Origin of the sequence: Burkholderia sp. AcTa6-5 (genome assembly GCF_017815075.1) — a bacterium.
Taxonomy (GTDB): Bacteria; Pseudomonadota; Gammaproteobacteria; order Burkholderiales; family Burkholderiaceae; genus Burkholderia; species Burkholderia sola.
The window spans coordinates 57920-82638 of record NZ_JAGIQE010000003.1 but is presented as its reverse complement, the minus strand read 5'-3'; the positions used below and the strand labels follow the sequence as shown (position 1 = coordinate 82638).

The following is a 24719-nucleotide window of genomic DNA, read 5'->3' as shown; positions in this document are numbered from 1 at the left end:
GGACGACACGTCATGCGCGGTGGTAGGGGTGATTCTGCGTGATGCTCCACGCCCGGTAAAGCTGTTCGGCGAGCAGCACGCGCACCATGCCGTGCGGCAGCGTCATGCTCGAAATGCGCAGCAGCACGTCGGCGCGCGCTTTCAGGTCCGGATCGAGCCCGTCAGCGCCGCCGATCACGAACGCGACGTCGCGGCCGTCCTGCTGCCAGCCGGGCAGCGCCTGCGCGAGCTGCATCGTGGTCCAGTCGCGGCCGCGCTCGTCGAGCGCGACGAGGCGCGCGCCCTTCGGCAGTGCGGCCTCGATCTTCTGCCGCTCGGCGGCCATCACGCTTTCGGCGCTGCGGCCGCCCGAACGCAGTTCAGGCTTGATTTCGCGCAGCTCGATGCGCAGTTCGGGCGGCATCCGCTTCGTGTATTCGTCGAAGCCGGATGCGATCCAGCCCGGCATCTTGTGGCCGACCGCGAGGATGAAAAGCTTCATCGGGACGACTCGCTGCGACTCAGCGGCGGCGGGCCGCCGTCTTGCGCGCCGGGCGTGCGGGCGCGGCTTCTTCCTCGTCGTCGTCTTCGCTGGCCGTCGCGAAGCCGTTGCCCTTGCCGCCGCCGAGCTTCATCCGCACGGGCTTGTCGCCCCAGATTTCCTCGAGGTTGTAGTACTGGCGCAGCGCCGGTTGCAGGATGTGCACGACCGCGTCGCCGCAGTCGACCAGCACCCATTCGCCGGTGTCCTCGCCTTCGGAGCTGACGACGTCGCCGCCGGCTTCCTTGACCTTGTCGCGCACGTTCGACGCGAGCGCCTTGGTCTGTCGGTTGGAGGTGCCCGACGCGACGACGACGCGGTCGAACAGTTCGGTCAGGTGGCTGGTGTTGAACACCTTGATGTCTTGCGCCTTGACGTCTTCGAGGGCGTCGACGATCACGCGCTGCAGTTTGCGAATATCCATGGATTCAGGAATGGTAGAGGCGATGTTGAAGAATATAGGCCCATACGGCGGCCGGCACATGTTCGGCCGACGCGTCGGGCATTTGCGCATGGCGTGCGATGCATGCGCGCAGGTGCGCGCGGATGTCGGTCGCGGCGATGTCGAACGAAAGGGTCGTATCGATCAGCAGGCTGCCGGCCGGCGTGGCCTTGAGCACGTCGGCGCAGGCCTGCCGTGCGGCGATCTCCCGCGCGACGTCCGGCGGCGCCGCGCCGAGCTCGAAGCCCGGGCGCGTCGACACGCCGATGTGCGCGTAGTCGAACAGCGTGCGCCAGTCGCGCCACGTATCGAGGCGCACGAGCTGGTCGGCGCCGATCAGCAGCGACAGCGACGCATCCGGGCCGATCCGCTCGCGCCAGCGCGCGAGCGTCTCGACCGTGTAGGTCGGCCCGGTGTGCTCGATCTCGTCGGTGGCGACGGTCACGGTCACGCCCGGCAGCACGAGCGAATCCGCGGCCGCGCGCGTCATCGCGAGCCGGTGCTCGGCGGCCGACACGTCGCGCTTCTGGTACGGCTGTCCGGCGGGCAGCAGCACGAGTTCGGTCAGGTCGAGCAGCGCGGCGAACCGGCGCGCGAGCGCGAGATGACCGTCGTGGATCGGGTCGAAGGTGCCGCCCAGCAAGCCGATACGACGCGGCAGCGGGGCGGGGCGGGCGGTGGTGTCCAGAAACGCGTCCTTTCGTTGGGGCAGCGGCACGCGCGGGCTCAGACCCAGTCGCGCGGCACGAGGAAGTCGCTGTAAAGGCGCGCTTCCGGCGAACCCGGCTCGGGTTGCCAGTTGTAGCGCCAGTTCGCGACCGGCGGCATCGACATCAGGATCGACTCGGTCCGGCCGCCGCTTTGCAGGCCGAACAGCGTGCCGCGGTCGAACACGAGGTTGAATTCGACGTAGCGGCCGCGGCGGTAGGCCTGGAAGTCGCGTTCGCGCTCGCCGTACGGCAGTTCGGCGCGGCGCTCGACGATCGGCAGGTAAGCGTGCAGGAACGCATCGCCGACACTTTGCATCATGTCAAACGAGCGTTCGAAACCGGGTTCCGAGAAATCGTCGAAGAAGATCCCGCCGATGCCGCGCGTTTCGTTGCGGTGCTTCAGGAAGAAATATTCGTCGCACCATTGCTTGAAGCGCGGGTAGAGCTCGGCGCCGAACGGGTCGAGCGCATCCTTGCAGGTCTGGTGGAAATGCCGCGCGTCGTCCTCGAAGCCGTAAACCGGTGTCAGATCCATGCCGCCGCCGAACCAGAACACGGGGTCTTCGCCCGGTTTCGTCGCGATCAGCATCCGCACGTTCATGTGCACGGTCGGGCAGTACGGATTGCGCGGGTGCAGCACGAGCGACACGCCGAGCGCCTCGAAGCCGCGGCCCGCGAGCTGCGGACGCGCCGCGCTCGCCGACGGCGGCAGCGCGTCGCCCGCGACGTCGGAAAAGCCGATTCCCGCGCGTTCGAACACGCGGCCGCCTTCGAGAATCCGCGTGCAGCCGCCGCCGCGCAGGCGTTCGGCCGGCCCGCGCTGCCACGTGTCGGTCGCGAGCGGCGTGCCGTCGAGCGCGCCGAGCGCGTCGGCGATGCGTGTCTGCAGGCCCTGGAGGTACGTGCGCACACGCGCCACGTCGTAGGTCGAATCGGTCATGTCTGGACTGGCTGCCCCCACCCGGAGCGGGGGCCGTAAAAAAAGCATCTGCCGGGCATTCTATCGAACCCCGGCAGACGGGTCGCCGCCGCGCGGGCGCGGGGCGGCGATGGCGACGTCACGCGCTCTTGCGGTTGAGCGCGCGAAAGCCGATGTCGCGGCGGTACTGCATGCCTTCGAAATTGATCTGGTTGATCGTGTCGTACGCATGCTGCTGCGCTTCGCGCACCGAATCGGCGAGGCCGACCACGCACAGCACGCGGCCGCCGGACGTCACGAGCTTGTCGCCGTCATTGAGCGTCGTGCCCGCATGGAACGTCACGGCCTGTTCGGTCTCGGCCGGGATGCCGTTGATGCGGTCGCCCTTGCGCGGCGCGTCCGGGTAACCGTGCGCGGCCAGCACGACGCCGAGCGCGGTGCGGCGATCCCAGTCGAGCTCGACCGTGTCGAGGGTGCCCGCGATCGCCTGCTCGACGACCTTCGAGAAATCGCTCTTCAGGCGCGCCATGATCGGCTGCGTTTCCGGGTCGCCCATCCGGCAGTTGAACTCGAGCGTGCGCGGATTGCCATCCTTGTCGATCATCAGGCCCGCGTACAGGAAGCCCGTGAAGCGGATGCCGTCCTTCTCCATCCCGCGTACCGTCGGCATGATGATCTCGCGCATCACGCGGGCGTGCATCTGCGGCGTGACGATCGGCGCGGGCGAATATGCACCCATGCCGCCGGTGTTCGGGCCGCGATCTTCGTCGAGCAGGCGCTTGTGGTCCTGGCTGGACGCCAGCGCCAGCGCGTGCTTGCCGTCGACCATCACGATGAAGCTCGCTTCCTCGCCATCGAGGAATTCCTCGATCACGACGCGCGCGCCGGCATCGCCGAGCTTGTTGCCCGACAGCATCATGTCGACGGCCGCATGGGCCTCTTCGAGCGTCATCGCGACGACGACGCCCTTGCCGGCCGCGAGGCCGTCGGCCTTCACGACGATCGGCGCACCCTTCGCGTCGATGTACGCGTGGGCGGCGGCCGCGTCGGCGAAGGTTTCGTAGTCGGCCGTCGGAATGTTGTGGCGCTTCATGAACGCCTTCGCGAAATCCTTCGAGCTTTCGAGCTGCGCGGCTTCGCGGGTCGGGCCGAACACCTTCAGGCCGCGTGCGCGGAACAGGTTGACGATGCCGGCCGCGAGCGGTGCTTCCGGCCCGACGAGCGTGAACGCGACGCCTTCGCATTCCGCGAAATCGGCGAGTTCGTCGAGCGCCGTGATGTCGACGTTCTTCAGACGCTCGTCCTGCGCCGTGCCGCCATTGCCCGGCGCGACGTAGACCATCTGGACGCGCGGCGACTGCGCGAGCTTCCACGCCAGCGCATGTTCGCGGCCGCCGGAACCGACGACGAGTAGTTTCATGGGATTCCCCGCAGACTAGAAAACAGGGCGGCCGGCACGCTCAGGCGCGCCGGCCGCGAAATCGGTCGGGCCGCCGCCGCAACGCTGCGCACGGCGGCCGGCATCTCATTCCTCGACGATGACGGCGTTCGTATACACGTCCTGCACGTCGTCGAGGTTCTCGAGCGCGTCCAGCAGCTTCTGCATCTTCGCCGCGTCGTCGCCGGTGAATTCGACTTCGTTCTGCGGCTTCATCGTCACTTCGGCGAGTTCGGCCTTGAAGCCCGCGGCTTCGAGCGCGTCCTTCACCGCCGAGAATGCCTGCCAGTCGCACAGCACTTCGATCGAGCCGTCGTCGTTCGTGTTCACGTCGTTCGCGCCGGCTTCGAGCGCGGCTTCCATCAGCGCGTCTTCCGACGTGCCGGGCGCGAACAGGAACTGGCCGACGTGATCGAACATGAACGCGACCGAGCCGTCGGTGCCCATGTTGCCGCCGAACTTCGAGAACGCGTGGCGGACTTCCGCGACCGTGCGGGTGCGGTTGTCGGTCAGCGTGTCGACGATGATCGCCGCGCCGCTGATGCCGTAGCCTTCGTAACGGATTTCTTCGTAGTTCGCGCCGTCCGCGCCGCCGACGCCGCGATCGATCGCGCGCTTGACGTTGTCCTTCGGCATGTTCGCGTCGGCTGCCTTGTCGACCGCGAGACGCAGGCGCGGGTTCGAGTTGACGTCGCCGCCGCCGAGGCGCGCCGCCACCTGGATTTCCTTGATCAGGCGGGTCCAGATCTTGCCGCGCTTCGCGTCGGCCGCAGCCTTCTTATGCTTGATGTTGGCCCATTTCGAATGACCAGCCATACCTTTCTCCGTGCCCGGGCGCGCAGCGCGGGCGATTGTTGCAATGTGTCGTTGAATCGGCGGCCGTGTCGGCGGGCATGAAGCCGCGGGGCCGCGCGTGTCGAGTGGATCGTGATTTTATCACGCGGCGACCGCCGGTTCGGGGCCGCCGCGCATGGCCGAACGGCCAGGGCGGCCGTCGCGGCGCGCCGGGCCGCGCGGCACGGCGGCGCCGGCCGCTCGGTTCCGTCAGTTCTTGGTGCCGAACAGGCGGTCGCCGGCGTCGCCCAGGCCCGGCACGATGTACGCGTGCTCGTTCAGGTGCGAGTCGAGCGACGCGACGAACAGCTTCACGTCCGGGTGCGCGTCCTGGAACACCTGCACGCCTTCGGGCGCGGCGACCAGCGCGACGAACATGATGTTCGCGGCCGGCACGTTGCGGCGCTTGAGCACGTCGACCGCATGCACGGCCGAATAGCCGGTCGCGACCATCGGGTCGCACAGGATGAAGATGCGGTCTTCCAGGTCCGGCAGGCGCACCAGATATTCGACCGGGCGGTGGTCTTCGGCGCGGTACACGCCGATGTGACCGACGCGCGCGGACGGCACCAGGTCGAGCAGGCCGTCCGACATCCCGATGCCCGCGCGCAGCACGGGCACGATCGCGAGCTTCTTGCCGGCGATCACCGGCGCGTCGACCGCCACCAGCGGGGTTTCGACCCGCTTGGTCGTGATCGGCAGGTTGCGGGTGATCTCATAGCCCATCAGCAGCGTGATCTCGCGCAGCAGTTCGCGGAACGTGCGCGTGGACGTGTCCTTGTCGCGCATGTGCGTGAGCTTGTGCTGGATCAGCGGGTGATCGGTGATGAAGAGGTTCGGGAAACGGCTGTCCTGTTTCATGACGGGGTGCCTTGGCGGCAAAAGGGGATCGGGGGCGGCGGCGGGCGCGAGGCCGGCCGTCGCTCATGGCCGCAATTTTACCAAGGCGCGCCGCGCGATCCGGATATTATCGACGTCTCACGACAATCTGCGTGCCGCGCACGCCCGCTCGCCCGCCCGCCGGCGGCCACGCGGGGCCGCGCCGGCACGCGCGCCACCAGGGAAACGACGATGGATCTCGGCATCGAAGGAAAGACCGCGCTCGTGTGCGCGGCGAGCAAGGGCCTCGGGCGCGGCTGCGCGGAAGCGCTGGCCGCCGAGGGCGTGAACCTCGTGATCGTCGCGCGCACGCGCGACACGCTCGAGGAAACCGCGGAAGAGATCCGCGCCGGCGCGAACGTGTCGGTCACGGCGGTCGCGTGCGACATCACGACGCCGGACGGCCGCGCGGCCGCGCTCGCCGCGTGCCCGCAGCCGGACATTCTCGTGACGAATGCCGGCGGCCCGCCGCCCGGCGACTTCCGCGACTTCTCCCACGACGACTGGATCCGCGCGCTCGAGACCAACATGCTGACGCCGATCGAGCTGATCCGCGCGACCGTCGACGGGATGATCGGCCGCGGCTTCGGCCGGATCGTCAACATCACGAGTTCGGCCGTGAAGGCGCCGATCGACGTGCTCGCGCTGTCGAACGGCGCGCGCTCGGGGCTGACCGGCTTCGTCGCGGGGCTGTCGCGCAAGGTCGCGGGGCAGGGCGTGACGATCAACAACCTGCTGCCGGGGCTGTTCGACACGGACCGGATCGCGACGACGCTCGCCGCGTCGGCGAAGGCGCAGGGCGTGTCGGTCGACGAGATGCGCGCGCGGCGCACGAAGGACATCCCGGCCGGGCGCCTCGGCACGCGCGCGGAATTCGGCGCGGCCTGCGCGTTCCTGTGCAGCGTGCATGCCGGCTACATCACCGGGCAGAACTGGCTGCTCGACGGCGGCGCGTATCCGGGTACGTTCTGACCCGCGCTTTTCGATTCACGACGACAACAACCGAACGACGAAGGAACTGGAGATGAGCAAACCCCGCATCGCATTGATTGCGCACGACGCGAAGAAGGACGAGATCGTCGCGCTCGCGGGCCAGTATCGCGAGACGCTCGCGCAATGCCGGCTGGTGGCGACCGGCACGACGGGCGGCCGGATCGCTGCCGCGCACGGGCTCGAGGTCGAGCGCAAGCTGTCGGGGCCGCTTGGCGGCGACCTGCAGATCGGCGCGGAACTGGCCGACGGCCGCGTCGACATTGTCATATTCCTGCGCGATCCGATGACCGCGCAGCCGCACGACCCCGACATCACCGCGCTGGTGCGCGCGTGCGACGTGCACGACGTGCCGGTCGCGACCAACGTCGCGACCGCGCGGATGCTGCTCGACGATCTGGCGCGGAACATGCAGGACGTTTGCTAGGCAGCTGTTGAAGAGCGCCGCGCTTTAGCGGTCGGGGGCTTCGTTCAAGAAGTTGTCGTATGCGATCGGCCGCGGAGTGTCGGACGGATCGTGCCGAATGCTTCGCTGTCGAGCGAGCGGGCCGGTGCATTGCCACGCAACGGCCGGGTTCGAAGGCTTCAGCGCGCCACTCATGACGGCACCGCTTCTTGGCGTGATGGCCTGGCACACAATCGAGCTGGCGAGCGCGCTTGCGCGTTCGGCGAAGCCGTCGGCCGGCTGACTACGGCGTCGACCAAGGCACGTGCCTCCGCGCGCGAGGGCCTCGATTACGGTGATTTGCGCGTTCCCCTGAACGATAGAAGGGATTCGATTCCTTGTAGCAGTTCGGGCAAGAAGGACTGATCCAGCCCGCAATACCCCGTGATGCATGCTCCCTCGGGAGGGGTCGGCTGAAAGCGCCAGTCGCCCACGATTGCGCGTCGATCAAGTGTTCGCAATATCAGCTCAAACCCCGGCTCAACGCCTGTTAGCTCCGCTCGTTGCCCGGCTTGAAGCTGCGTTTGAACGGATTGAATCTGTTGCCGAAATTGTCGCAACTCGTCGGGCATGACACTCCATTGCCCTTCCGCCTGGATACTCGGTACCGTCAATTGGATCCGTACATCGATCCATTCAAGATACGGCCCTCCCGGTTCGTCGCGTCGCGCAGCAACGGGCTCCATTTGAAGTCTAAAGTCATCTGTGTCGATGGTTAGCATGTGTTCAACGTTAAGAGCGCAACCTTCCGAGACGTTGTGATCAGTCGGCCCAGCTACCCGTTCGTTCCGGTGAGAGGCAATGTCCGGTATTTCGGGCGCTGCTAATGGCACGGGTATTTTTGTCGCAAGACACGCCCGTCGTCGCACCAGTCCTGGCCTTCGGTCGCATCGGCCACGCCTGCCAGATACCCGGTCATAGCGTGGCGCTCGGCGCCAGCATACGGCGTGTTGTCGGAACGGCTCAGGCGTCGAGCAAACGGGTGCCGTCCGCACGCGGTATCGGGGCCGCGGTTGCGCTGCCGATACTTGCGGATAGCGACGCGAAAGCGATCACATTCCAGACAAGCGCGAGCTTCATGGGGTGGACTGGGCGAATTGGGCAGCAGGCAAATTAGCACGGCCGTCGTCTCGTAAATGACCATGGCCAGAACCGGTTGTCGGGCCGATCGACGTCGACCTTCGTCGGTTCGGGAAAAGCGCGTCGACACCGCGCGGGAGATCCTTTGCGCACGGGGCGCGAGGCGAGAAATGACCAACGGCCCGGTTCGGCCATCGCGGCGCGAGCGACGTGACGTCAACGTTACAAAGTGTGCCGAACATCATTGACTGCGCAAGCGAAGGAAACGAGCGGCAGCGACCGGTCTCATACCGCGCCGTTTTCCTCATGCGCGGCCCATGCCATCCATTTCCCGCGAAAACCCTACCGAGGTGAAGGGATTGCGACGACGCGCTGCGCGACCGCGCACGACGCGCGAGAATCCTCCGCTATGACCCGTGTTCACGCGCATCGCCGCAGCGGCAATGTCGATGCATTCGCCGAACCGGATTTCCAGATTCCAGACAGAAGAGGAGCAAAACGATGCCGAAAGCAATCCGATACGACCAGCCGGGCGGCCCGGACGTGATGAAGTGGGTCGATGTCGACGTCGGCGCGCCGAAGGCCGGCGAAGTCCGCATCCGGCAACACGCGGTCGGGCTCAACTACATCGACGTGTATTTCCGCACGGGCCTGTATCCGCAACAGCTGCCCGGCGGCCTCGGAATGGAGGCGGCGGGCGAGGTGACGGCCGTCGGCGACGGCGTGACCGCGTTCAAGGCCGGCGACCGCGTCGCGTATGTCGGCCAGCCGCCCGGCGCGTATGCGCAGGAGCGCGTGATGCCGGCCGAGCGCGTCGTGAAGCTGCCGGACGGGATCAGCGACGACGACGCGGCGTCGGTGATGCTGCAAGGCCTGACCGCGCATTACCTGCTGCGCCGCACGTACCCGGTGAAGGCCGGCGACACGATCCTGATCCATGCGGCGGCCGGCGGCGTCGGGCTGCTCGTGTGCCAGTGGGCGAAGGCGCTCGGCGCGACCGTGATCGGCACGGTCGGCTCCGACGAGAAGGCCGAACTCGCGAAGGCGCACGGCTGCGATCACCCGATCGTCTACACGCGCGAGAACTTCACGCAGCGCGTGAAGGCAATCACGAACGGCGCGGGCGTGCCGGTCGTCTACGATTCGATCGGCAAGGACACCTACGTCGGTTCGCTCGACAGTCTCGCGCCGCTCGGCTACTTCGTCAGCTTCGGCAACGCGTCGGGCCCGCTGCCGCCGATCGACTCGAAGGAATTCTCGTCGCGCGGCTCGCTGTTCTTCACGCGGCCCACGCTGTTCTCGTACATCGCGAAGCGTGCCGATCTCGACGCCGCGGCCACCGAATTGTTCGACGTGATTCTGTCGGGCAAGGTGAAGACGAGCATCAACCAGCGCTACCCGCTCGCGGAAGTCGGCCGCGCGCATGCCGACCTCGAAGCACGCAAGACCACCGGCTCGACGATTCTCGTTCCCTGACCCGTCCTCCGTGCCGGCGCGACGCCGGCACGCGCCTGTTGCGGGCGGCGCTGCGGCGCCGCTCGTCCCGCCTCGTTTTGCGCCAGTCCCGCCGCACGCGTTTACGCGTTTTTTACACCCGCCCCGACACCTTTGACCCGCCCTTTACGTGCGTTCCCATAAGGTTCTAGTCGTCCGATTTCGACGACGGAGAACAAAAAATGGATGGGGTTTTCATCGGCGCACTGGTGCTCTTCACCGCGCTGATCCTCGGTTTGCTTGCCGGTTGCGACAAGCTCGTGCAATACGGTCGCGGGGGGCGCGCATGACCTGGATGCTTTGGCTGGCGGGCGCCTCGACGGCCCTGCTGTTCGCGTATCTCGTCTTTGCGCTGCTGCGCGCGGAGGACATCGAATGAACGCGAACAACCTGTTGCAGACGCTGCTGTTCATCGTCGTGCTGCTCGCGGCGGCCGTGCCGGTCGCGCGCTACCTGAGCGCGGTGATGGATGGCAGTTCGCGCGTCGTGCGCGTGTTCGGCCCGCTCGAACGCGCGCTGTACCGCGTCGCCGGCGTCGACGCCGGCACCGAGATGAACTGGAAGCAGTATGCGATCGCGACGATCGCGTTCAACGCGCTCGGCGTGCTGTTCCTCTACGGGCTGTTGCGCCTGCAGGGCTTCCTGCCCGGCAACCCGCAGCAGTTCGGCGCGATGACGCCCGACGGCGCGTTCAACACGGCCGTCAGCTTCGTCGCGAACACGAACTGGCAGGACTACACGCCCGAGCAGACCGTCAGCTATCTGTCGCAGATGCTCGGCCTGACCGTGCAGAACTTCCTGTCGGCAGCGACCGGCATCGTCGTCGTGATTGCGCTGATCCGCGGCTTCGCGCGTCACACCGCGCAGACGATCGGGAACTTCTGGGTCGACCTCACGCGCGTGACGCTGTACGTGCTCGTGCCGATGGCGGCGCTCGTCGCCGCGCTGCTGATGAGCCAGGGCGTGCTGCAGAACATGAAGGCGTACCAGGACGTGCCCGTGCTGCAGGCGAGCACCTACGCGGCGCCGAAGCTCGACGCGCAGGGCAGCCCGGTGAAGGACGACAAGGGCAACGCGGTCACGGTGCCGACTCCGCTGACGAAGCAGACGCTCGCGATGGGGCCGGTCGCCTCCCAGGAAGCGATCAAGATGCTCGGCACCAACGGCGGCGGCTTCTTCAACGCGAACTCCGCGCACCCGTTCGAAAATCCGACGCCGTTCGCGAACTTTCTGCAGATCTTCTCGATCCTGATCATCCCGGCCGCGCTGTGTCTCGTGTTCGGCCGGGTGATCGGCGACCGCCGGCAGGGCATCGCGGTGCTCGCGGCGATGACGGTCGCGTTCGCGGTCGCGACCGGCGTCGAGGTGAGCGCCGAGCAGGCCGGCAACCCGACGCTCGCCGCGCTGCACGTCGACCAGTCGGCCGGCGCGCTGCAGCCGGGCGGCAACATGGAAGGCAAGGAAACCCGCTTCGGGATCGCACAGACCGGCATCTTCACGGTCGCGACGACGGCCGCGTCGTGCGGCGCGGTGGACGCGATGCACGATTCGCTGACGCCGGTCGGCGGCCTCGTGCCGATGCTGCTGATGCAGCTCGGCGAGGTGGTCTTCGGCGGCGTCGGCTCCGGCCTCTACGGGATGCTCGTGTTCGCGCTGCTCGCGGTGTTCGTCGCCGGCCTGATGATCGGCCGCACGCCGGAATACGTCGGCAAGAAGATCGAGTCGTACGAGATGAAGATGGTGTCGATCGTCGTGCTGCTCACGCCGCTGCTCGTGCTGGTCGGCACGTCGATCGCGGTGTTGGCGGACGCGGGCAAGGCCGGCATCTCGAACCCGGGCCCGCACGGCTTCTCGGAAATCCTCTATGCGTTCAGTTCGGCCGCGAACAACAACGGCAGCGCATTCGCGGGCCTGACGGTCGGCACGCCGTTCTACAACTGGATGACCGCGATCGCGATGTGGTTCGGCCGCTTCGGCACGATCGTGCCGGTGCTGGCGATCGCCGGTTCCCTCGCCGCGAAGAAGCGCATCGCGGTGACGAGCGGCACGCTGCCGACGCACGGCCCGCTGTTCGTCGTGCTGCTGCTCGGCACCGTGCTGCTGGTGGGCGCGCTGACCTACGTGCCGGCGCTCGCGCTCGGCCCGGGTGTCGAGCACTTGATGATGTGGCTGGGCGCTTGATGCGCGCCCGCATCGCGACACACTGAAAAGACTGAAGAGCTTGAAGAGATCGCAATGACTCAACATTCCGCAACACGGTCCATGTTCGATCCGGCGCTGCTGCGCCCGGCGATCGTGGATTCGTTCAAGAAACTCACGCCGCGCACGCAGTTCCGCAACCCGGTGATGTTCTGCGTGTACGTCGGCAGCATCCTGACCACGATCCTGTGGATCGCGGCGCTCTCGGGCCAGGCCGAGGCGCCCGCGGGCTTCATTCTCGCGATCGCGCTGTGGCTGTGGTTCACGGTGCTGTTCGCGAACTTCGCCGAAGCGCTCGCCGAAGGGCGCTCGAAGGCGCAGGCCGCGTCGCTGCGCAGCGCGAAGAAGGACGTGATGGCGAAGAAGCTCAACGAGCCGCATCCGAAGTCGCCGATCCGCATCACGACCGCGTCCGACCTGCGCAAAGGCGACGTCGTGCTGGTCGAGACCGGCGACGTGATCCCGGCCGACGGTGAAGTCGTCGACGGCGTCGCATCGGTCGACGAATCGGCGATCACCGGCGAATCCGCGCCGGTGATCCGCGAATCGGGCGGCGACTTCTCGTCGGTGACGGGCGGCACGCGCGTGCTGTCCGACTGGATCGTCGTCAAGGTCACAGCGAACCCCGGCGAGGCGTTCCTCGACCGGATGATCGCGATGGTCGAAGGCGCGAAGCGCAAGAAGACGCCGAACGAGGTCGCGCTGACGATCCTGCTCGTCGCGCTGACGATCGTGATGCTGCTCGCGACCGCGACGCTGCTGCCGTTCTCGATGTTCTCGGTCGAAGCGATGAAGGCCGGCCACGTGGTGACGATCACCGCGCTCGTCGCGCTGCTCGTGTGCCTGATTCCGACGACGATCGGCGGGCTGCTGTCCGCGATCGGCGTGGCCGGGATGAGCCGGATGATGCAGGCGAACGTGATCGCGACGTCGGGCCGCGCGGTCGAAGCGGCCGGCGACGTCGACGTGCTGCTGCTCGACAAGACCGGCACGATCACGCTCGGCAACCGTCAGGCGTCGACGTTCGTGCCGGCGCCGGGCGTGACCGAGGAAGCGCTGGCCGATGCCGCGCAACTGTCGTCGCTCGCCGACGAAACGCCGGAAGGGCGCAGCATCGTCGTGCTCGCGAAGGAGCGCTTCAACATTCGCCAGCGCGACATGGCGCAACTGCATGCGACGTTCCTCGGCTTTTCCGCGCAGACGCGGATGAGCGGCGTCGATCTGCCCGGCCGCGAGATCCGCAAGGGCGCGGCCGACGCGATCCGCCGCTACGTCGAAACCCACGGCAGCCGCTTCCCCGAAGAAGTGCGCCGCGCGGTCGACGACGTCGCGCGCCGCGGCAGCACGCCGCTCGTCGTGGCCGACCTGCAGGACGGCGCGGCGCGCGTGCTCGGCGTGATCGAGCTGAAGGACATCGTGAAGGGCGGCATCAAGGAGCGCTTCGCGGAGCTGCGCAAGATGGGCATCAAGACCGTGATGGTGACGGGCGACAACCGGCTGACGGCCGCGGCGATCGCGGCGGAAGCGGGCGTCGACGATTTCCTCGCGGAAGCGACGCCGGAAACCAAGCTCGCGACGATCCGCGAGCACCAGGCGGCCGGGCGTCTCGTCGCGATGACGGGCGACGGCACCAACGACGCGCCGGCGCTCGCGCAGGCCGACGTGGCGGTCGCGATGAACACCGGCACGCAGGCGGCGAAGGAAGCCGGCAACATGGTCGACCTCGACTCGAACCCGACGAAGCTGATCGAGATCGTCGAGATCGGCAAGCAGATGCTGATGACGCGCGGTTCGCTCACGACGTTCTCGATCGCGAACGACATCGCGAAATACTTCGCGATCATCCCGGCCGCATTCGTGACGACCTACCCGCAATTGCGCGTGCTCGACATCATGCATCTGACGTCGCCGGCGTCCGCGATCCTGTCCGCGGTGATCTTCAACGCGCTGATCATCGTCGCGTTGATCCCGCTCGCGCTGAAGGGCGTGACCTATCGGCCGCTCGGCGCCGCGTCGCTGCTGCGCCGCAACCTGCTGGTCTACGGCCTCGGCGGCGTGCTGCTGCCGTTCCCGTTCATCAAGCTGATCGACATGACGCTCGCCGCGCTCGGCTGGGCCTGAGCCGGCCGTCCCTGAAGGAACCATCATGAAATCGTTGATTCGCCCGCTCGTCGTGCTGTTCGTCATCCTGACCGCCGTGACGGGGCTCGCTTACCCGGCGGTGATGACCGTGTTCGGTCAGGCCGTGTTCCCGTCGCAGGCCAACGGCAGCCTGATCGAGCAGAACGGCAAGGTCGTCGGCTCCGCGCTGATCGGCCAGTCGTTCGACGCGCCGAAGTATTTCTGGGGCCGGCTGTCGGCCACCGCGCCGATGCCGTACAACGCGGCCGGCTCCGGCGGCTCGAACTTCGGCCCGCTGAACCCGTCGCTCGCCGACCAGGTGAAGGCGCGCATCGCCGCGCTGCGCGACGCGGGCACCGACCTGTCGAAGCCGGTGCCGGTCGACCTCGTGACGGCGTCGGCGAGCGGCCTCGATCCGGAGATCACGCCGGCCGCGGCCGCGTACCAGGTCGAGCGCGTCGCGAAGGCGCGCAACCTGGCGCCGGACGCGGTCGCGCAACTCGTCGCCGCGAACACGGCGGGCCGCCAGTTCGGCGTGCTCGGCGAGCCGCGCGTGAACGTGCTGAAGCTGAATCTCGCGCTCGACGCGGCGCAGGCCGCGCACTGAGCGTGCGGGCGTGCGGGTTCCCCGGCGCGGCTGGCTGCGCGCCGGGCCCGACTTTGTTTCGACGGCGCGCGCCGTCTTTGCCTTTTGCGGCGATTTGGAACCACAATGGCTGTATCTCGCGCGCCATCCGGCGCGCCGCCCTTCTGACGCATGAACCGCCCCGATCCCGACCAACTCCTCGACAAGCTGCAGCGCGATGAAGAAAAGCAGCGGCGCGGCCAGCTCAAGATCTTCTTCGGCGCGTCCGCCGGCGTCGGCAAGACCTACGCGATGCTGCAGGCCGCGCGCCAGCGCGTGCAGGAAGGCGTCGACGTCGTCGTCGGCATCGTCGAGACCCACGGCCGCAGTGAAACCGCCGCGCTGCTCGACGGCCTCGACGTGCTGCCGCCCGCCCGCATCGACTATCGCGGCCGCACGCTCGCCGAATTCGATCTCGACGGCGCGCTCGCGCGTGCGCCGCAACTGATCCTCGTCGACGAGCTCGCGCATTCGAACGTGCAGGGCGCACGGCACCTGAAGCGCTGGCAGGACGTCTACGAGCTGCTCGATGCGGGCATCGACGTGTATACGACCGTCAACGTCCAGCATCTCGAAAGCCTGAACGACGTGGTCGGTGCGATCACCGGCATTCGCGTGTGGGAGACCGTGCCCGATCGCGTGTTCGACGCGGCCGACGAAGTCACGCTCGTCGACCTGCCGGCCGAGGAATTGCTCGAGCGGATGCGCGACGGCAAGGTCTATCTCGCGCAGCAGGCCGAGCGCGCGGTGCGCAACTTCTTCCGCAAGGGCAACCTGATCGCGCTGCGCGAGCTCGCGCTGCGGCGCACGGCCGATCGCGTCGACGCGCAGATGCGCGAGTACCGCGCAGACCGTTCGATCCAGCGCATCTGGCAGGCGCGCGAGCGGCTGCTCGTGTGCGTCGGCCCGGGCGCCGAAGCGCCGACGCTCGTGCGCGCGGCGGCGCGCCTCGCCGCGAGCCTGAAGGCCGACTGGATCGCCGTGTACGTCGAGACGCCGCGCCTGCAGCGGCTGCCCGACGCGCGGCGGCAGCGCACGCTCGACGCACTGAAGCTCGCGGCCGAGCTCGGCGCGGAGACGGTCACGCTCGCCGGGCCCGACGCGGTCGCCGCGCTGATCGGCTATGCGAAGGTGCGCAACGTATCGAAGCTCGTCGCGGGCGGCTCGCCGAAGGTCGGGCTCGCGCGCCGCTTCGCACGGCCGTTCGGCGAGCAGCTGGCGGAACGCGCGGGCGACGTCGACCTGATGTTGATCCGTGCGTCCGCGAGCGACGAGACGCGCGCCGCGCCGCTCGACGCGCGGGCGCGCGACTGGCGCGACGCGTTCGCGCAGTTCGGCATGCACCGTTCGCCGCCGCGCCACTACGCGTATGCGGCCGCGATCTGCGCGGCGATCACCGTCGTCGCGAGCGTCGTGTCCGGGCGGCTCGACCTCACGAACCTCGTGATGCTGTACCTGCTCGGCGTGGTGTTCTCGGCGGTGCGGCTCGGCCGCGGCCCGGGCGTGCTGCAGTCGTTCCTGTCGGTGGCCGCGTTCGATTTCTTCTTCGTGCCGCCGCGCATGTCGTTCTCGGTCAGCGACACGCAATACCTGCTGACCTTCTTCGGGATGCTGCTGACGTCGCTCGTGATCAGCCACCTGACGTCGACGCTCACGCGCCAGGCGAGCGTCGCGCAGCGCCGCGAGCGCCGCACCGGCGCGATCTACGCGATGGCGCGCGAGCTCGGCGCGGCGCTGACGACCGAGCAGATCGTCGAGATCGGCAGCCGTCACGTGGGCGAGGTGTTCCGCGCGCGCGTCGCGTTCCTGCTGCCCGACAGCGCGGACCAGGTGCGGCAGAAGATCGAGGAGCCCGACGCGGTCGTCACGCTGACGGGCGCGGAGCTCGACAGCGACGTCGGCCAGTGGGTGTACGACCAGCAGAAGCCGGCCGGGCGCGGCACCGATACGTTGCCGGCGACGGCCGCGCTGTACCTGCCGCTGAAGGCGCCGATGCGCACGCGCGGCGTGCTCGCGGTCGCGTCGCGCGAGCCGCGCGAACTCGAGGTCCCCGAGCAGCAGCGGATGCTCGACGCATTCGCCGCGCAGATCGCGCTCGCGCTGGAGCGCGTGCACTACGTCGAGATCGCGCGCGACGCGCTCGTCAACATGGAATCCGAGCGGCTGCGCAACTCGCTGCTGTCGGCGATCTCGCACGACCTGCGCACGCCGCTCACGACGATCGTCGGTTTTTCGTCGATGCTCGCGAACGGGCGCGCGGCCGCGCAGGCCGGCGACGCCGCGGCGGCCGGGCGGCTCGCGCAGCGCGAGGGCGAACTCGTCGACGCGATTCACGACGAGGCGCTGCGCATGACGGGCATCGTCACGAACCTGCTCGACATGGCGCGGCTGCAGGCCGGCAGCCTGCAGCTCAAGCGCCAGTGGTCGCTGCTCGAGGAAACCGTCGGCGCCGCGCTCGCCGCGTGCCGGCGCGTGCTCGCGCGCCATCCCGCGCACGTCGCGCTGCCGGCCGACCTGCCGCTGCTGCAGATGGACGCGGTGCTGATGGAGCGGTTGTTCACCAACCTGTTCGAGAACGCGGCGAAGTACACGCCGCCCGATACGTCGCTCGACATCGGCGCGGAGCGCGTGACCGACGACGGCCATCCTTTCGTGTGCGTGCACGTCGACGATCACGGCCCGGGCCTGCCGGTTGGCATGGAAACGCGGATCTTCGACAAGTTCACGCGCGGCGAGAAGGAATCGGCGACGCCGGGCATCGGGCTCGGTCTCGCGATCTGCCGCGCGATCGTCGAGGCGCACGGCGGTAAAATCGGCGCGCTCAACCGCACCGCGCCCGACGGCCGCGTGACGGGCGCGCGCTTCTGGTTCACGCTGCCGGTCGACACGCCGCCGGCGGCACCCGCCGTGCCCGACGACGAATCCGACCTGCCGGACGCATCGCCCCCATCCGAGTCATTGCCCGACCATGAGTGAACCCAGCCTGACCGTCGTCCTGATCGAGGACGAAAAGCAGATCCGCCGCTTCGTGCGCGCCGCGCTCGAGGAGGAGGACATCGCGGTGTTCGAAGCCGAGACGGGCAAGCAGGGGCTGATCGACGCGGCGACGCGCAAGCCCGACCTCGTGATCGTCGATCTCGGCCTGCCCGACACCGACGGCCTCGACGTGATCCGCGAACTGCGCGGCTGGTCCGAGGTGCCGGTGATCGTGCTGTCCGCGCGCACGCAGGAAGAGGAGAAGGTGGCCGCGCTCGACGCGGGCGCCGACGACTACCTGACCAAGCCGTTCGGCGTGTCCGAACTGCGTGCGCGGATTCGCGCGCAACTGCGCCGGCGCAACCAGGGCGGCGCGAACGAGTCGCCGAAGGTGACCTTCGGCGGCGTGACCGTCGATCTCGCGCTGCGCCAGGTGTGGCGCGACGACGCGATCGTGCACCTGACGCCGCTCGAATACCGGCTGCTCGCGACGCTCGTGCGTCACGCGGGGCGCGTGCTCACGCACCGCCAGCTGCTGCGCGACGTGTGGGGGCCGTCGCACGTCGAGAGCCATCATTACCTGCGCATCTACATGGCGCATCTGCGCCAGAAGCTCGAGGCCGATCCCGCGCAGCCCGAGCACATCGTCACCGAGACGGGCGTCGGCTATCGGCTCGTCGGCGCCGTGTGACGGACGGGGCGCGGCCAAGCATGCGGCCGCGGCGTCGCGCCCCGGCAGGGTTGCGCCGGCGCGACAGCCTCGCGACCGGCGCCGGCCTTGCACACCCGCTGCGCAATCCCCGCTATCCTGACCGTTCCGCGAACCAAATCGAGGAGCGTGCAATGTCCGTCCGTCTGGTCGTCATCTGTGCGCTGGCGCTCGCTGCGCCCGGCGCGTTCGCCCAGCCGCTGCCGCCCGGGCAGCACCCGCCCGCGCAGGCGGCGCTGGCCAATCCCGCGTCGGTCAACTGCGAGAAGCTCGGCGGTCGCCACGTGATCCGCAACCTGTCGAGCGGGCAGGTCGGCATGTGCGTGTTCAAGGACGGCCGCGTGTGCGAGGAGTGGGCGCTTTACCGCGACGACCGCTGCGTCGGCGGCGGCGCGCCGAAGCGCGTGGCGAACTGACCGCGTCCTGACGATCGCGCCCCGCATCGGCGACGGCCTGCCAGGCCGCCGGCAGGTCCGTAAGCTACTTGTTATACTCGGCGCCGCCCGGGGACGACCCCGGGTCATTCGCTTCAACGGGGACGGCCCCATCCGATACGGAGTACGTCGAGATGGCGTGGGTATGGTTGTTGATCGCCGGTTTGCTGGAAGTGGCTTGGGCGGCCGGCTTGAAATCGTCGGACGGCTTCACGAAGCTCGGTCCGTCGGTGTTCACGATCGTGACGGCGCTGGCCAGCTTCGGGCTGCTCGCGGTCGCGATGCGCCAGTTGCCGCTCGGCACCGCGTACGCGGTGTGGACGGGCATCGGCGCGGTCGGCGCGTTCGTGTTCGGCATCGTGATGCTGGGCGAGGCGCTGACCGTCGCCCGCGTCGCCAGTGCGGCGCTGATCGTCGCGGGGCTGGTCGGCCTGAAATTGTCGTCGGTCGCCTGACGACGGACTCCGCGGCGCGCACGCGCCCGCGCGCCGCCCCGCGCCGCGGAATTGCGCCGGTCGCCCGTCCAGCCTGTCTATAATGGAACGTATTCGGGCCTGAATCCCGTCGTGTTGCGCGCGGCACGCGGTGCCGGTCGCCACGCGCCGCGCGGCCGGTCTGTCCGACCCGATCCGATCAATCGGCAAAACGCACGGAAAGTGCAAGGAGAGGGCCATGATCGAAGCCATTTCGCTCGGCGCGGGACTCGCGTGGGCGAGCGGCCTGCGCCTGTACCTGACGGTGCTGATCGCCGGCGTGCTGGCACGCTTCGGCTGGCTCCATCTGCCCGACACGCTGGCCGTGCTGATGTCGCCGTGGGTCATCGGCGCCGCGGCCGTGCTCGCCGTCACCGAATTCCTGGCCGACAAGATCCCCGCGTTCGACTCGCTGTGGGATGCCGTGCATACCTTCATCCGCATTCCGGCCGGCGCCGTGCTCGCGGCCGGTGCGCTCGGCCATGCCGATCCGACCATGCTGGCGGTCGCGGGGCTCGCCGGCGGCTCGCTCGCCGGCGCCGCGCATGTGGCGAAGGCCGGCACGCGCGCGCTGATCAACCTGTCTCCCGAACCGATTTCGAACTGGATTGCGTCGTCGACCGAGGACGGTCTCGTGGTCGGCGGGCTCGTCCTCGCGTTCTTCGTTCCGCTCGCATTCCTCGTGCTGCTTGCCGCGTTCATCACGGCGTCGGCGTGGGCGCTGCCGCGCCTGTGGCGCGGCGTGTCGGGTGGCTTTCGCGGGATGGCTAACCACATGGTGTCGCGGCTCAACTCGATCGGAGGGAAGCGCGATTGAAGGGGCCGCAACACGCGGCGCAGCCGCCGGCCGGACACTCCGGCCATGACGGGCGCACGCATGCCGGCCGCTTCGGCCTGCGCGACCTGATTCACCAGGCTGCCCGGATGACCGCGCGCGACTGGCGCGCGGGCGAATTGACGCTGCTGGTCCTCGCGCTGGTGCTCGCTGTCGCGGCGCTGACGAGCGTCGGCTTTCTCGCCGATCGGCTGCGCCAGGGCCTCGAGCGCGACGCGCGCCAGATGCTCGGCGCCGATTTCGTCGTGCGCGCCGATCGCCCCGTCGATCCGTCGTTCGACCGCCAGGCGCGCGCGCTCGGCCTGCGTACCGCGACGACCGCCATCTTCCCGAGCATGATCGGGTCCGCCGCGGGCGGGCAGGCCGCCGACGCCGCGCCGTCGCGCCTCGCGGCCGTGAAGGCCGTGTCGCCCGGCTATCCGCTGCGCGGCGCGGTCGAGATCCTGCCGGCCGGTGCGACCACTGCGCAGAAGGCGTCCGCGATCCCCGCGCCGGGCACCGTATGGGCCGACCCGTCGCTGCTCGACGCGCTGCACCTGAAGGCGGGCGATACGGTGCGCGTCGGGCTGCGCACGTTCACGGTCGCCGCGGCGATTACCCGCGAACTCGATCGCGGCTTTTCGTTCGTCAATTTTTCGCCGCGGCTGATGATGCGCGCGGACGAGCTCGCCGCGACGGGGCTCACGGGCTACGGCAGCCGCGTCACGTACCGGCTGCTGGTCGCCGGCGACGCAGCGGCCGTCGCACGCTTCGAAACCTATGCGCACGCGCGCGTCGACGGCGGGAAACTGCGCGGCGTCGGGCTCGAGTCGTTGCAGGAGGGGCAGCCGCAGGTGCGGCAGACGCTGGATCGCGCGCGCCACTTCCTGACGCTCGTCGCGTTGCTGACCGCGCTGCTCGCGGCGGTCGCGATCGCGATGGCCGCGCAGCGCTACATGCGGCGCCATCTCGACGGCTGCGCGACGATGCGCTGCCTCGGCGTGAGCCGCCGCACGCTCGGCGCGTTGTTCGCGCTCGAATTCGTCGGCGTCGGCATCGTGTCGGGCGCCGCGGGCGCAGTGCTCGGCTACGGTGGCCACTGGGCGCTGCTGGCCGCGCTCGGCAGCCTGATCGACGTCGTGCTGCCGCCGCCCACGTTGTGGCCGGCGCTGATCGGCATGGGCGCCGCGCTCGTGCTGCTGCTCGGTTTCGCGCTGCCGCCGCTCGTGCCGCTCACGCGCGTGCCGCCGGTGCGTGTGCTGCGGCGCGAGTGGGGCGACGCGTCGCGCACCGCGTGGGCCGCGTATGCGGTCGGCGTCGTGCTGTTCGCGGGGCTGCTGATCGTGGCCGCCGGCAACCTGAAGCTCGGCCTGATCGTCGCGGGCGGCTTTGCCGGCGCGCTGGTCGGGTTCGCGCTGATTGCCCGGCTCGTGCTGTTCGCCGCCGCGCGCGCGGTGCGCAATGCGCGCGTGGCCGCGGGCGTCGGCTGGCGTTACGCGCTGGCGTCGCTGCACCGGCGCGGCACGGCCAGCGCGCTGCAGATCACCGCGCTCGCGCTCGGCCTGATGTGCCTGCTGCTGATCGCGATCACGCGCAACGACCTCGTGGCGGGCTGGCGGCAGTCGACGCCGCCCGATGCGCCGAACCAGTTCCTGATCGACATCCAGCCCGACCAGCGCGCCGACGTCGCCGCCTATCTGGCCGCACACGGCGTGCGCGACGCGGTGCCCGCGCCGATGGTGCGCGGCCGCCTCGTCGCGATCAACGGCAAGCCGGTGAATCCGGACGCGTACCCGTCGGAAGAGGCGCGCCGGCTCGTCGATCGCGAATTCAACCTGTCGTATACGACCGACCTGCCGTCCGACAACCGGATCGTCGAAGGCGACTGGTTCGGCGCCGCGGCCACGCCGCAGATCTCGATCGAAGCCGGCCTCGCGAAGACGCTGAACGTGAAACCGGGCGACACGCTGCGCTTCGACGTGACGGGGCTGACGGTCGACGCGCCGATCACGAGCGTGCGCAAGCTCGACTGGGGCTCGTTCCGCGTCAACTTCTTCGTGCTGATGCCGCCGCCGGTGCTGAAGGATTTCCCGGCCGTCTACCTGACGAGCTTCCATCTGCCCGCATCGAACGCCGCGCTGCTCGATCCGCTGATCGCGCGCTACCCGAACCTGACCGCGATCGACGTCGCGCCGATCCTCGCGCAGTTGCAGCGGATGATGCTGCAGGTGGTCGGCGCCGTGCAGTTCCTGTTCGCGTTCACGCTCGCGGCCGGCGTGCTCGTGCTGTACACGGCGCTTGCCGGCTCGCGCGACGAGCGCGTGCGCGAGGCCGCGCTGCTGCGCGCGCTCGGTGCGTCGCGCGCGCAGGTCAACGCGGTGCAGCGCGCGGAATTCGTCGTGGTCGGCGCGCTGGCCGGCGTGCTCGCGTCGGCGGGCGCGATCGCGGTCGGCTGGGTGCTCGCGTCGCGCGTGTTCGACTTCCAGCTCGCCGTCGATCCATGGCTCGTGCCGGCCGGCATCGCGGCCGGCGTCGTCTGCGCCGGTGCGGCCGGCTGGCTCAGCCTGCATAATGTGTTGCGGCGCCCCGCGCTGCAGTCGCTGCGCGACGCGTGAGCGTCGCCCGCGGCCCCGAAGATCCCGTTTTCCGACTATCCGTAATGACCGATGTGAATGACGATGCGCCGTCGCAGCCGACGGCGTTCGAGCTCGTGGGCGGCGAAGCCCGCGTGCGCGAAATGGTGGACCGCTTCTACGACCTGATGGACCTCGAGCCCGAGTTCGCGCAGATTCGCGCGCTGCATCCGCCGTCGCTCGACGGTTCGCGCGACAAGCTGTTCTGGTTCCTGTGCGGCTGGCTCGGCGGCCCCGATCACTACATCAGCCGGTTCGGCCATCCGCGGCTGCGCGCGCGGCATTTGCCGTTCCCGATCGCGTCGGTCGAGCGCGACCAGTGGCTGCGCTGCATGGCGTGGGCGATGGAGGATGTCGGGCTGCCGGAGCCGCTGCGCGAGCGGCTCATGCATTCGTTCTACGACACGGCCGACTGGATGCGCAACCGGCCCGGTTGATCGACCGGTACGCCGCTGCCCGCGCGCGGGACGATCTGCGTCTGGGCGCATGTGCGGGCCGGCGCGACACTGGCCGTTTCCTCCATCGACACGAGGCTCATCCCGATGACGACACAGGCGCTGTTTCGCGAAGACGCGTACCTGATGCAATGCGACGCGATCGTCGAGGCCGTCGGCGACGACGGTATCCGGCTCGACCGCACCGTGTTCTATCCGCTCGGCGGCGGCCAGGCCGGCGACACCGGCACGCTGACGCTGCCCGACGGCAGCACGATCGCGATTGCCGATACGCGCAAGGCGAAGTTCGACGGCGCGACGCCCGACGACGCCGTGCACGTGCCCGCGCCGGGCCAAGACGCGCGCGTCGCGACGCTGGCCCCCGGCACGCGCGTGGTCGCGGCGATCGACTGGCAGCGCCGCCACCGGCACATGCGCCTGCATACGGCCGCGCACCTGATGTGCGCGGTGCTGCCGTACGCGGTCGACGGCTGCAGCGTGACGGCCGACTACGTGCGGCTCGATTTCGCGACGTCCGACGCGATCGATCGCGACGACGTCGAGCGGCGCCTCGCGGGTTTCGTCGCCGGCGCGCATCCGGTCACGACCGAATGGATCACCGACGACGAGATGGCCGAGCGGCCCGAACTCGTCCGCACGATGAGCGTGAAGCCGCCGATGGGCCTCGGCCGCGTGCGGCTGCTGCGCATCGAGAACGTCGACCTGCAGCCGTGCGGCGGCACGCACGTGCGCAACACGTCCGAAATCGGCGGGCTGCGGGTCGCGAAACTGGAAAAGAAGAGTGCGCGCACACGGCGCCTCGTACTGGAGTTTGCATGACGATCGATACCGGGAAAGCGGGCGCGGCGGCGCTCGATCCGCAGGCACGGGAAATTCTCGATTTCTGGTTCGGCGAGCCGGGCTCGGCCGAGTTCGGGCAGAACCGCAAGGTCTGGTTCAACGGCGGCGCGGCGTTCGACGACGTGCTGCGCACGCGTTACGGCGCGCTGCTCGATGCTGCATGCGACGGCGCGTGCGATCACTGGGCCGCTTCGCCGTCGGGCGCGCTGGCGTTGATCGTCGTGCTCGACCAGTTCTCGCGCAACATCCATCGCGGCACGCCGCGCGCGTTTGCCGCCGATCCGAAGGCGCTCGGGCTGGCCCGCCGCGTCGTCGCGGCCGGCTGGGACGCGCGGTTGCCGAGCGGGCATCACCGCGCGTTCGCGTATCTGCCGTTCGAGCACGACGAGTCGGTCGAGAGCCAGCGCGAGGCCGTGCGCCTGTGCGCGGGCATCCGCGACGAGGCCGGGTGCGAGCGCTATCACCGCTACGCGTTGCTGCATGCGGCGGTCGTCGAGCGCTTTGGCCGCTTTCCGCACCGGAACGCGATTCTCGGTCGCGCGTCGACCGACGAGGAAGCGGCGTTTCTGCGGGAGCCGGGCTCGTCGTTCTGACGATCCGTTCGTTGGCGAGACGAAGGAGCGGGGCGGCGAACCCCACGACGCTTGCGGGTTGCCGGTATTGCAGCGCAGGCTGCGCAGCGCTCGAAT

At 69.1% G+C, this 24719-nt stretch carries 23 protein-coding genes; 16 read left to right on the top strand and 7 right to left on the bottom strand.

Translation table 11 applies throughout. The annotated features are described in order from the left end of the window. Nucleotides 1-10: 10 nt before the first annotated feature. The 7 genes from rlmH to upp form a co-directional block, all read right to left on the bottom strand. Nucleotides 11-481 carry a 23S rRNA (pseudouridine(1915)-N(3))-methyltransferase RlmH gene (gene rlmH / locus J8I33_RS05450; RefSeq protein ID WP_006478222.1) on the bottom strand — a complete coding sequence of 157 codons (471 nt, stop codon included), beginning with the start codon at nt 479-481 and terminating at the stop codon, nt 11-13. A gap of 19 nt (nt 482-500) precedes the next feature. After that, complete coding sequence (gene rsfS, locus J8I33_RS05445) at nt 501-944, bottom strand: ribosome silencing factor (protein WP_209926917.1); 444 nt, start codon at nt 942-944, stop codon at nt 501-503. Between the two features lie 4 nt (nt 945-948). Further along, nucleotides 949-1674 (bottom strand): nicotinate-nucleotide adenylyltransferase, encoded by a 726-nt coding sequence (locus tag J8I33_RS05440; RefSeq protein WP_245171552.1) that lies wholly within the window; start codon nt 1672-1674, stop codon nt 949-951. Nucleotides 1675-1688: 14 nt separating this feature from the next. Continuing rightward, nucleotides 1689-2612, bottom strand: a complete 924-nt coding sequence (gene hemF, locus J8I33_RS05435; RefSeq protein ID WP_050016398.1) for an oxygen-dependent coproporphyrinogen oxidase — start codon at nt 2610-2612, stop codon at nt 1689-1691. A 118-nt stretch (nt 2613-2730) separates the two neighbouring features. Beyond that, nucleotides 2731-4011, bottom strand: a complete 1281-nt coding sequence (purD, locus tag J8I33_RS05430; protein ID WP_209933766.1) for a phosphoribosylamine--glycine ligase — start codon at nt 4009-4011, stop codon at nt 2731-2733. A 105-nt stretch (nt 4012-4116) separates the two neighbouring features. Next, a complete protein-coding gene (locus tag J8I33_RS05425) occupies nt 4117-4845 on the bottom strand; it encodes a YebC/PmpR family DNA-binding transcriptional regulator (protein ID WP_006478227.1) in 729 nt (242 codons plus the stop codon). A 228-nt stretch (nt 4846-5073) separates the two neighbouring features. Next, complete coding sequence (upp, locus tag J8I33_RS05420; protein ID WP_006478229.1) at nt 5074-5724, bottom strand: uracil phosphoribosyltransferase; 651 nt, start codon at nt 5722-5724, stop codon at nt 5074-5076. A gap of 210 nt (nt 5725-5934) precedes the next feature. On the opposite strand from upp, the gene J8I33_RS05415 reads away from it, so the two are divergent. The 16 genes from J8I33_RS05415 to J8I33_RS05335 all read left to right on the top strand — a co-directional run bounded on the left by J8I33_RS05415 (nt 5935) and on the right by J8I33_RS05335 (nt 24623). Continuing rightward, on the top strand, nt 5935-6714 hold the full coding sequence (locus tag J8I33_RS05415) for an SDR family oxidoreductase (protein ID WP_209933764.1): 780 nt from the start codon (nt 5935-5937) through the stop codon (nt 6712-6714). A gap of 52 nt (nt 6715-6766) precedes the next feature. Then, entirely contained in the window at nt 6767-7159 is a 393-nt protein-coding gene (locus J8I33_RS05410) for a methylglyoxal synthase (RefSeq protein ID WP_050016404.1), read from the top strand. 1599 nt (nt 7160-8758) lie between these two features. Continuing rightward, nucleotides 8759-9733: a quinone oxidoreductase gene (locus J8I33_RS05400; protein WP_209926912.1), complete on the top strand. Its 975-nt coding sequence runs from the start codon at nt 8759-8761 to the stop codon at nt 9731-9733. A gap of 304 nt (nt 9734-10037) precedes the next feature. Beyond that, nucleotides 10038-10130 carry a K(+)-transporting ATPase subunit F gene (gene kdpF, locus J8I33_RS05395; protein WP_006752209.1) on the top strand — a complete coding sequence of 31 codons (93 nt, stop codon included), beginning with the start codon at nt 10038-10040 and terminating at the stop codon, nt 10128-10130. Further along, nucleotides 10127-11932 (top strand): potassium-transporting ATPase subunit KdpA, encoded by a 1806-nt coding sequence (kdpA, locus tag J8I33_RS05390; protein ID WP_209933760.1) that lies wholly within the window; start codon nt 10127-10129, stop codon nt 11930-11932. The genes kdpF and kdpA overlap by 4 nt, the downstream gene beginning before the upstream one ends. A 54-nt stretch (nt 11933-11986) precedes the next feature. After that, on the top strand, nt 11987-14071 hold the full coding sequence (gene kdpB, locus J8I33_RS05385) for a potassium-transporting ATPase subunit KdpB (RefSeq protein WP_050016412.1): 2085 nt from the start codon (nt 11987-11989) through the stop codon (nt 14069-14071). A gap of 25 nt (nt 14072-14096) precedes the next feature. Next, nucleotides 14097-14678 (top strand): potassium-transporting ATPase subunit KdpC, encoded by a 582-nt coding sequence (gene kdpC, locus J8I33_RS05380; protein ID WP_050016414.1) that lies wholly within the window; start codon nt 14097-14099, stop codon nt 14676-14678. A 150-nt stretch (nt 14679-14828) separates the two neighbouring features. Beyond that, nucleotides 14829-17672 (top strand): sensor histidine kinase KdpD, encoded by a 2844-nt coding sequence (locus J8I33_RS05375; RefSeq protein ID WP_209933758.1) that lies wholly within the window; start codon nt 14829-14831, stop codon nt 17670-17672. Beyond that, entirely contained in the window at nt 17665-18363 is a 699-nt protein-coding gene (gene kdpE, locus J8I33_RS05370) for a two-component system response regulator KdpE (RefSeq protein WP_050016417.1), read from the top strand. The genes J8I33_RS05375 and kdpE overlap by 8 nt, the downstream gene beginning before the upstream one ends. Nucleotides 18364-18515: 152 nt before the next feature. Further along, on the top strand, nt 18516-18797 hold the full coding sequence (locus J8I33_RS05365) for a DUF333 domain-containing protein (RefSeq protein ID WP_050016419.1): 282 nt from the start codon (nt 18516-18518) through the stop codon (nt 18795-18797). A gap of 152 nt (nt 18798-18949) precedes the next feature. Continuing rightward, nucleotides 18950-19270, top strand: a complete 321-nt coding sequence (sugE, locus tag J8I33_RS05360) for a quaternary ammonium compound efflux SMR transporter SugE (protein WP_209933756.1) — start codon at nt 18950-18952, stop codon at nt 19268-19270. A 217-nt stretch (nt 19271-19487) separates the two neighbouring features. After that, entirely contained in the window at nt 19488-20105 is a 618-nt protein-coding gene (locus J8I33_RS05355; RefSeq protein WP_050016423.1) for a DUF4126 domain-containing protein, read from the top strand. Next, nucleotides 20102-22717, top strand: a complete 2616-nt coding sequence (locus tag J8I33_RS05350; protein ID WP_124554854.1) for an FtsX-like permease family protein — start codon at nt 20102-20104, stop codon at nt 22715-22717. The genes J8I33_RS05355 and J8I33_RS05350 overlap by 4 nt, the downstream gene beginning before the upstream one ends. Before the next feature lie 44 nt (nt 22718-22761). Next, nucleotides 22762-23172 carry a group II truncated hemoglobin gene (locus J8I33_RS05345; protein ID WP_006488211.1) on the top strand — a complete coding sequence of 137 codons (411 nt, stop codon included), beginning with the start codon at nt 22762-22764 and terminating at the stop codon, nt 23170-23172. 105 nt (nt 23173-23277) lie between these two features. Next, on the top strand, nt 23278-24009 hold the full coding sequence (locus J8I33_RS05340; protein ID WP_124554855.1) for an alanyl-tRNA editing protein: 732 nt from the start codon (nt 23278-23280) through the stop codon (nt 24007-24009). After that, nucleotides 24006-24623 (top strand): DUF924 family protein, encoded by a 618-nt coding sequence (locus tag J8I33_RS05335; protein WP_209926907.1) that lies wholly within the window; start codon nt 24006-24008, stop codon nt 24621-24623. Before J8I33_RS05340 ends, J8I33_RS05335 begins: the two co-directional genes overlap by 4 nt. The last annotated feature ends 96 nt before the right edge of the window (nt 24624-24719 follow it).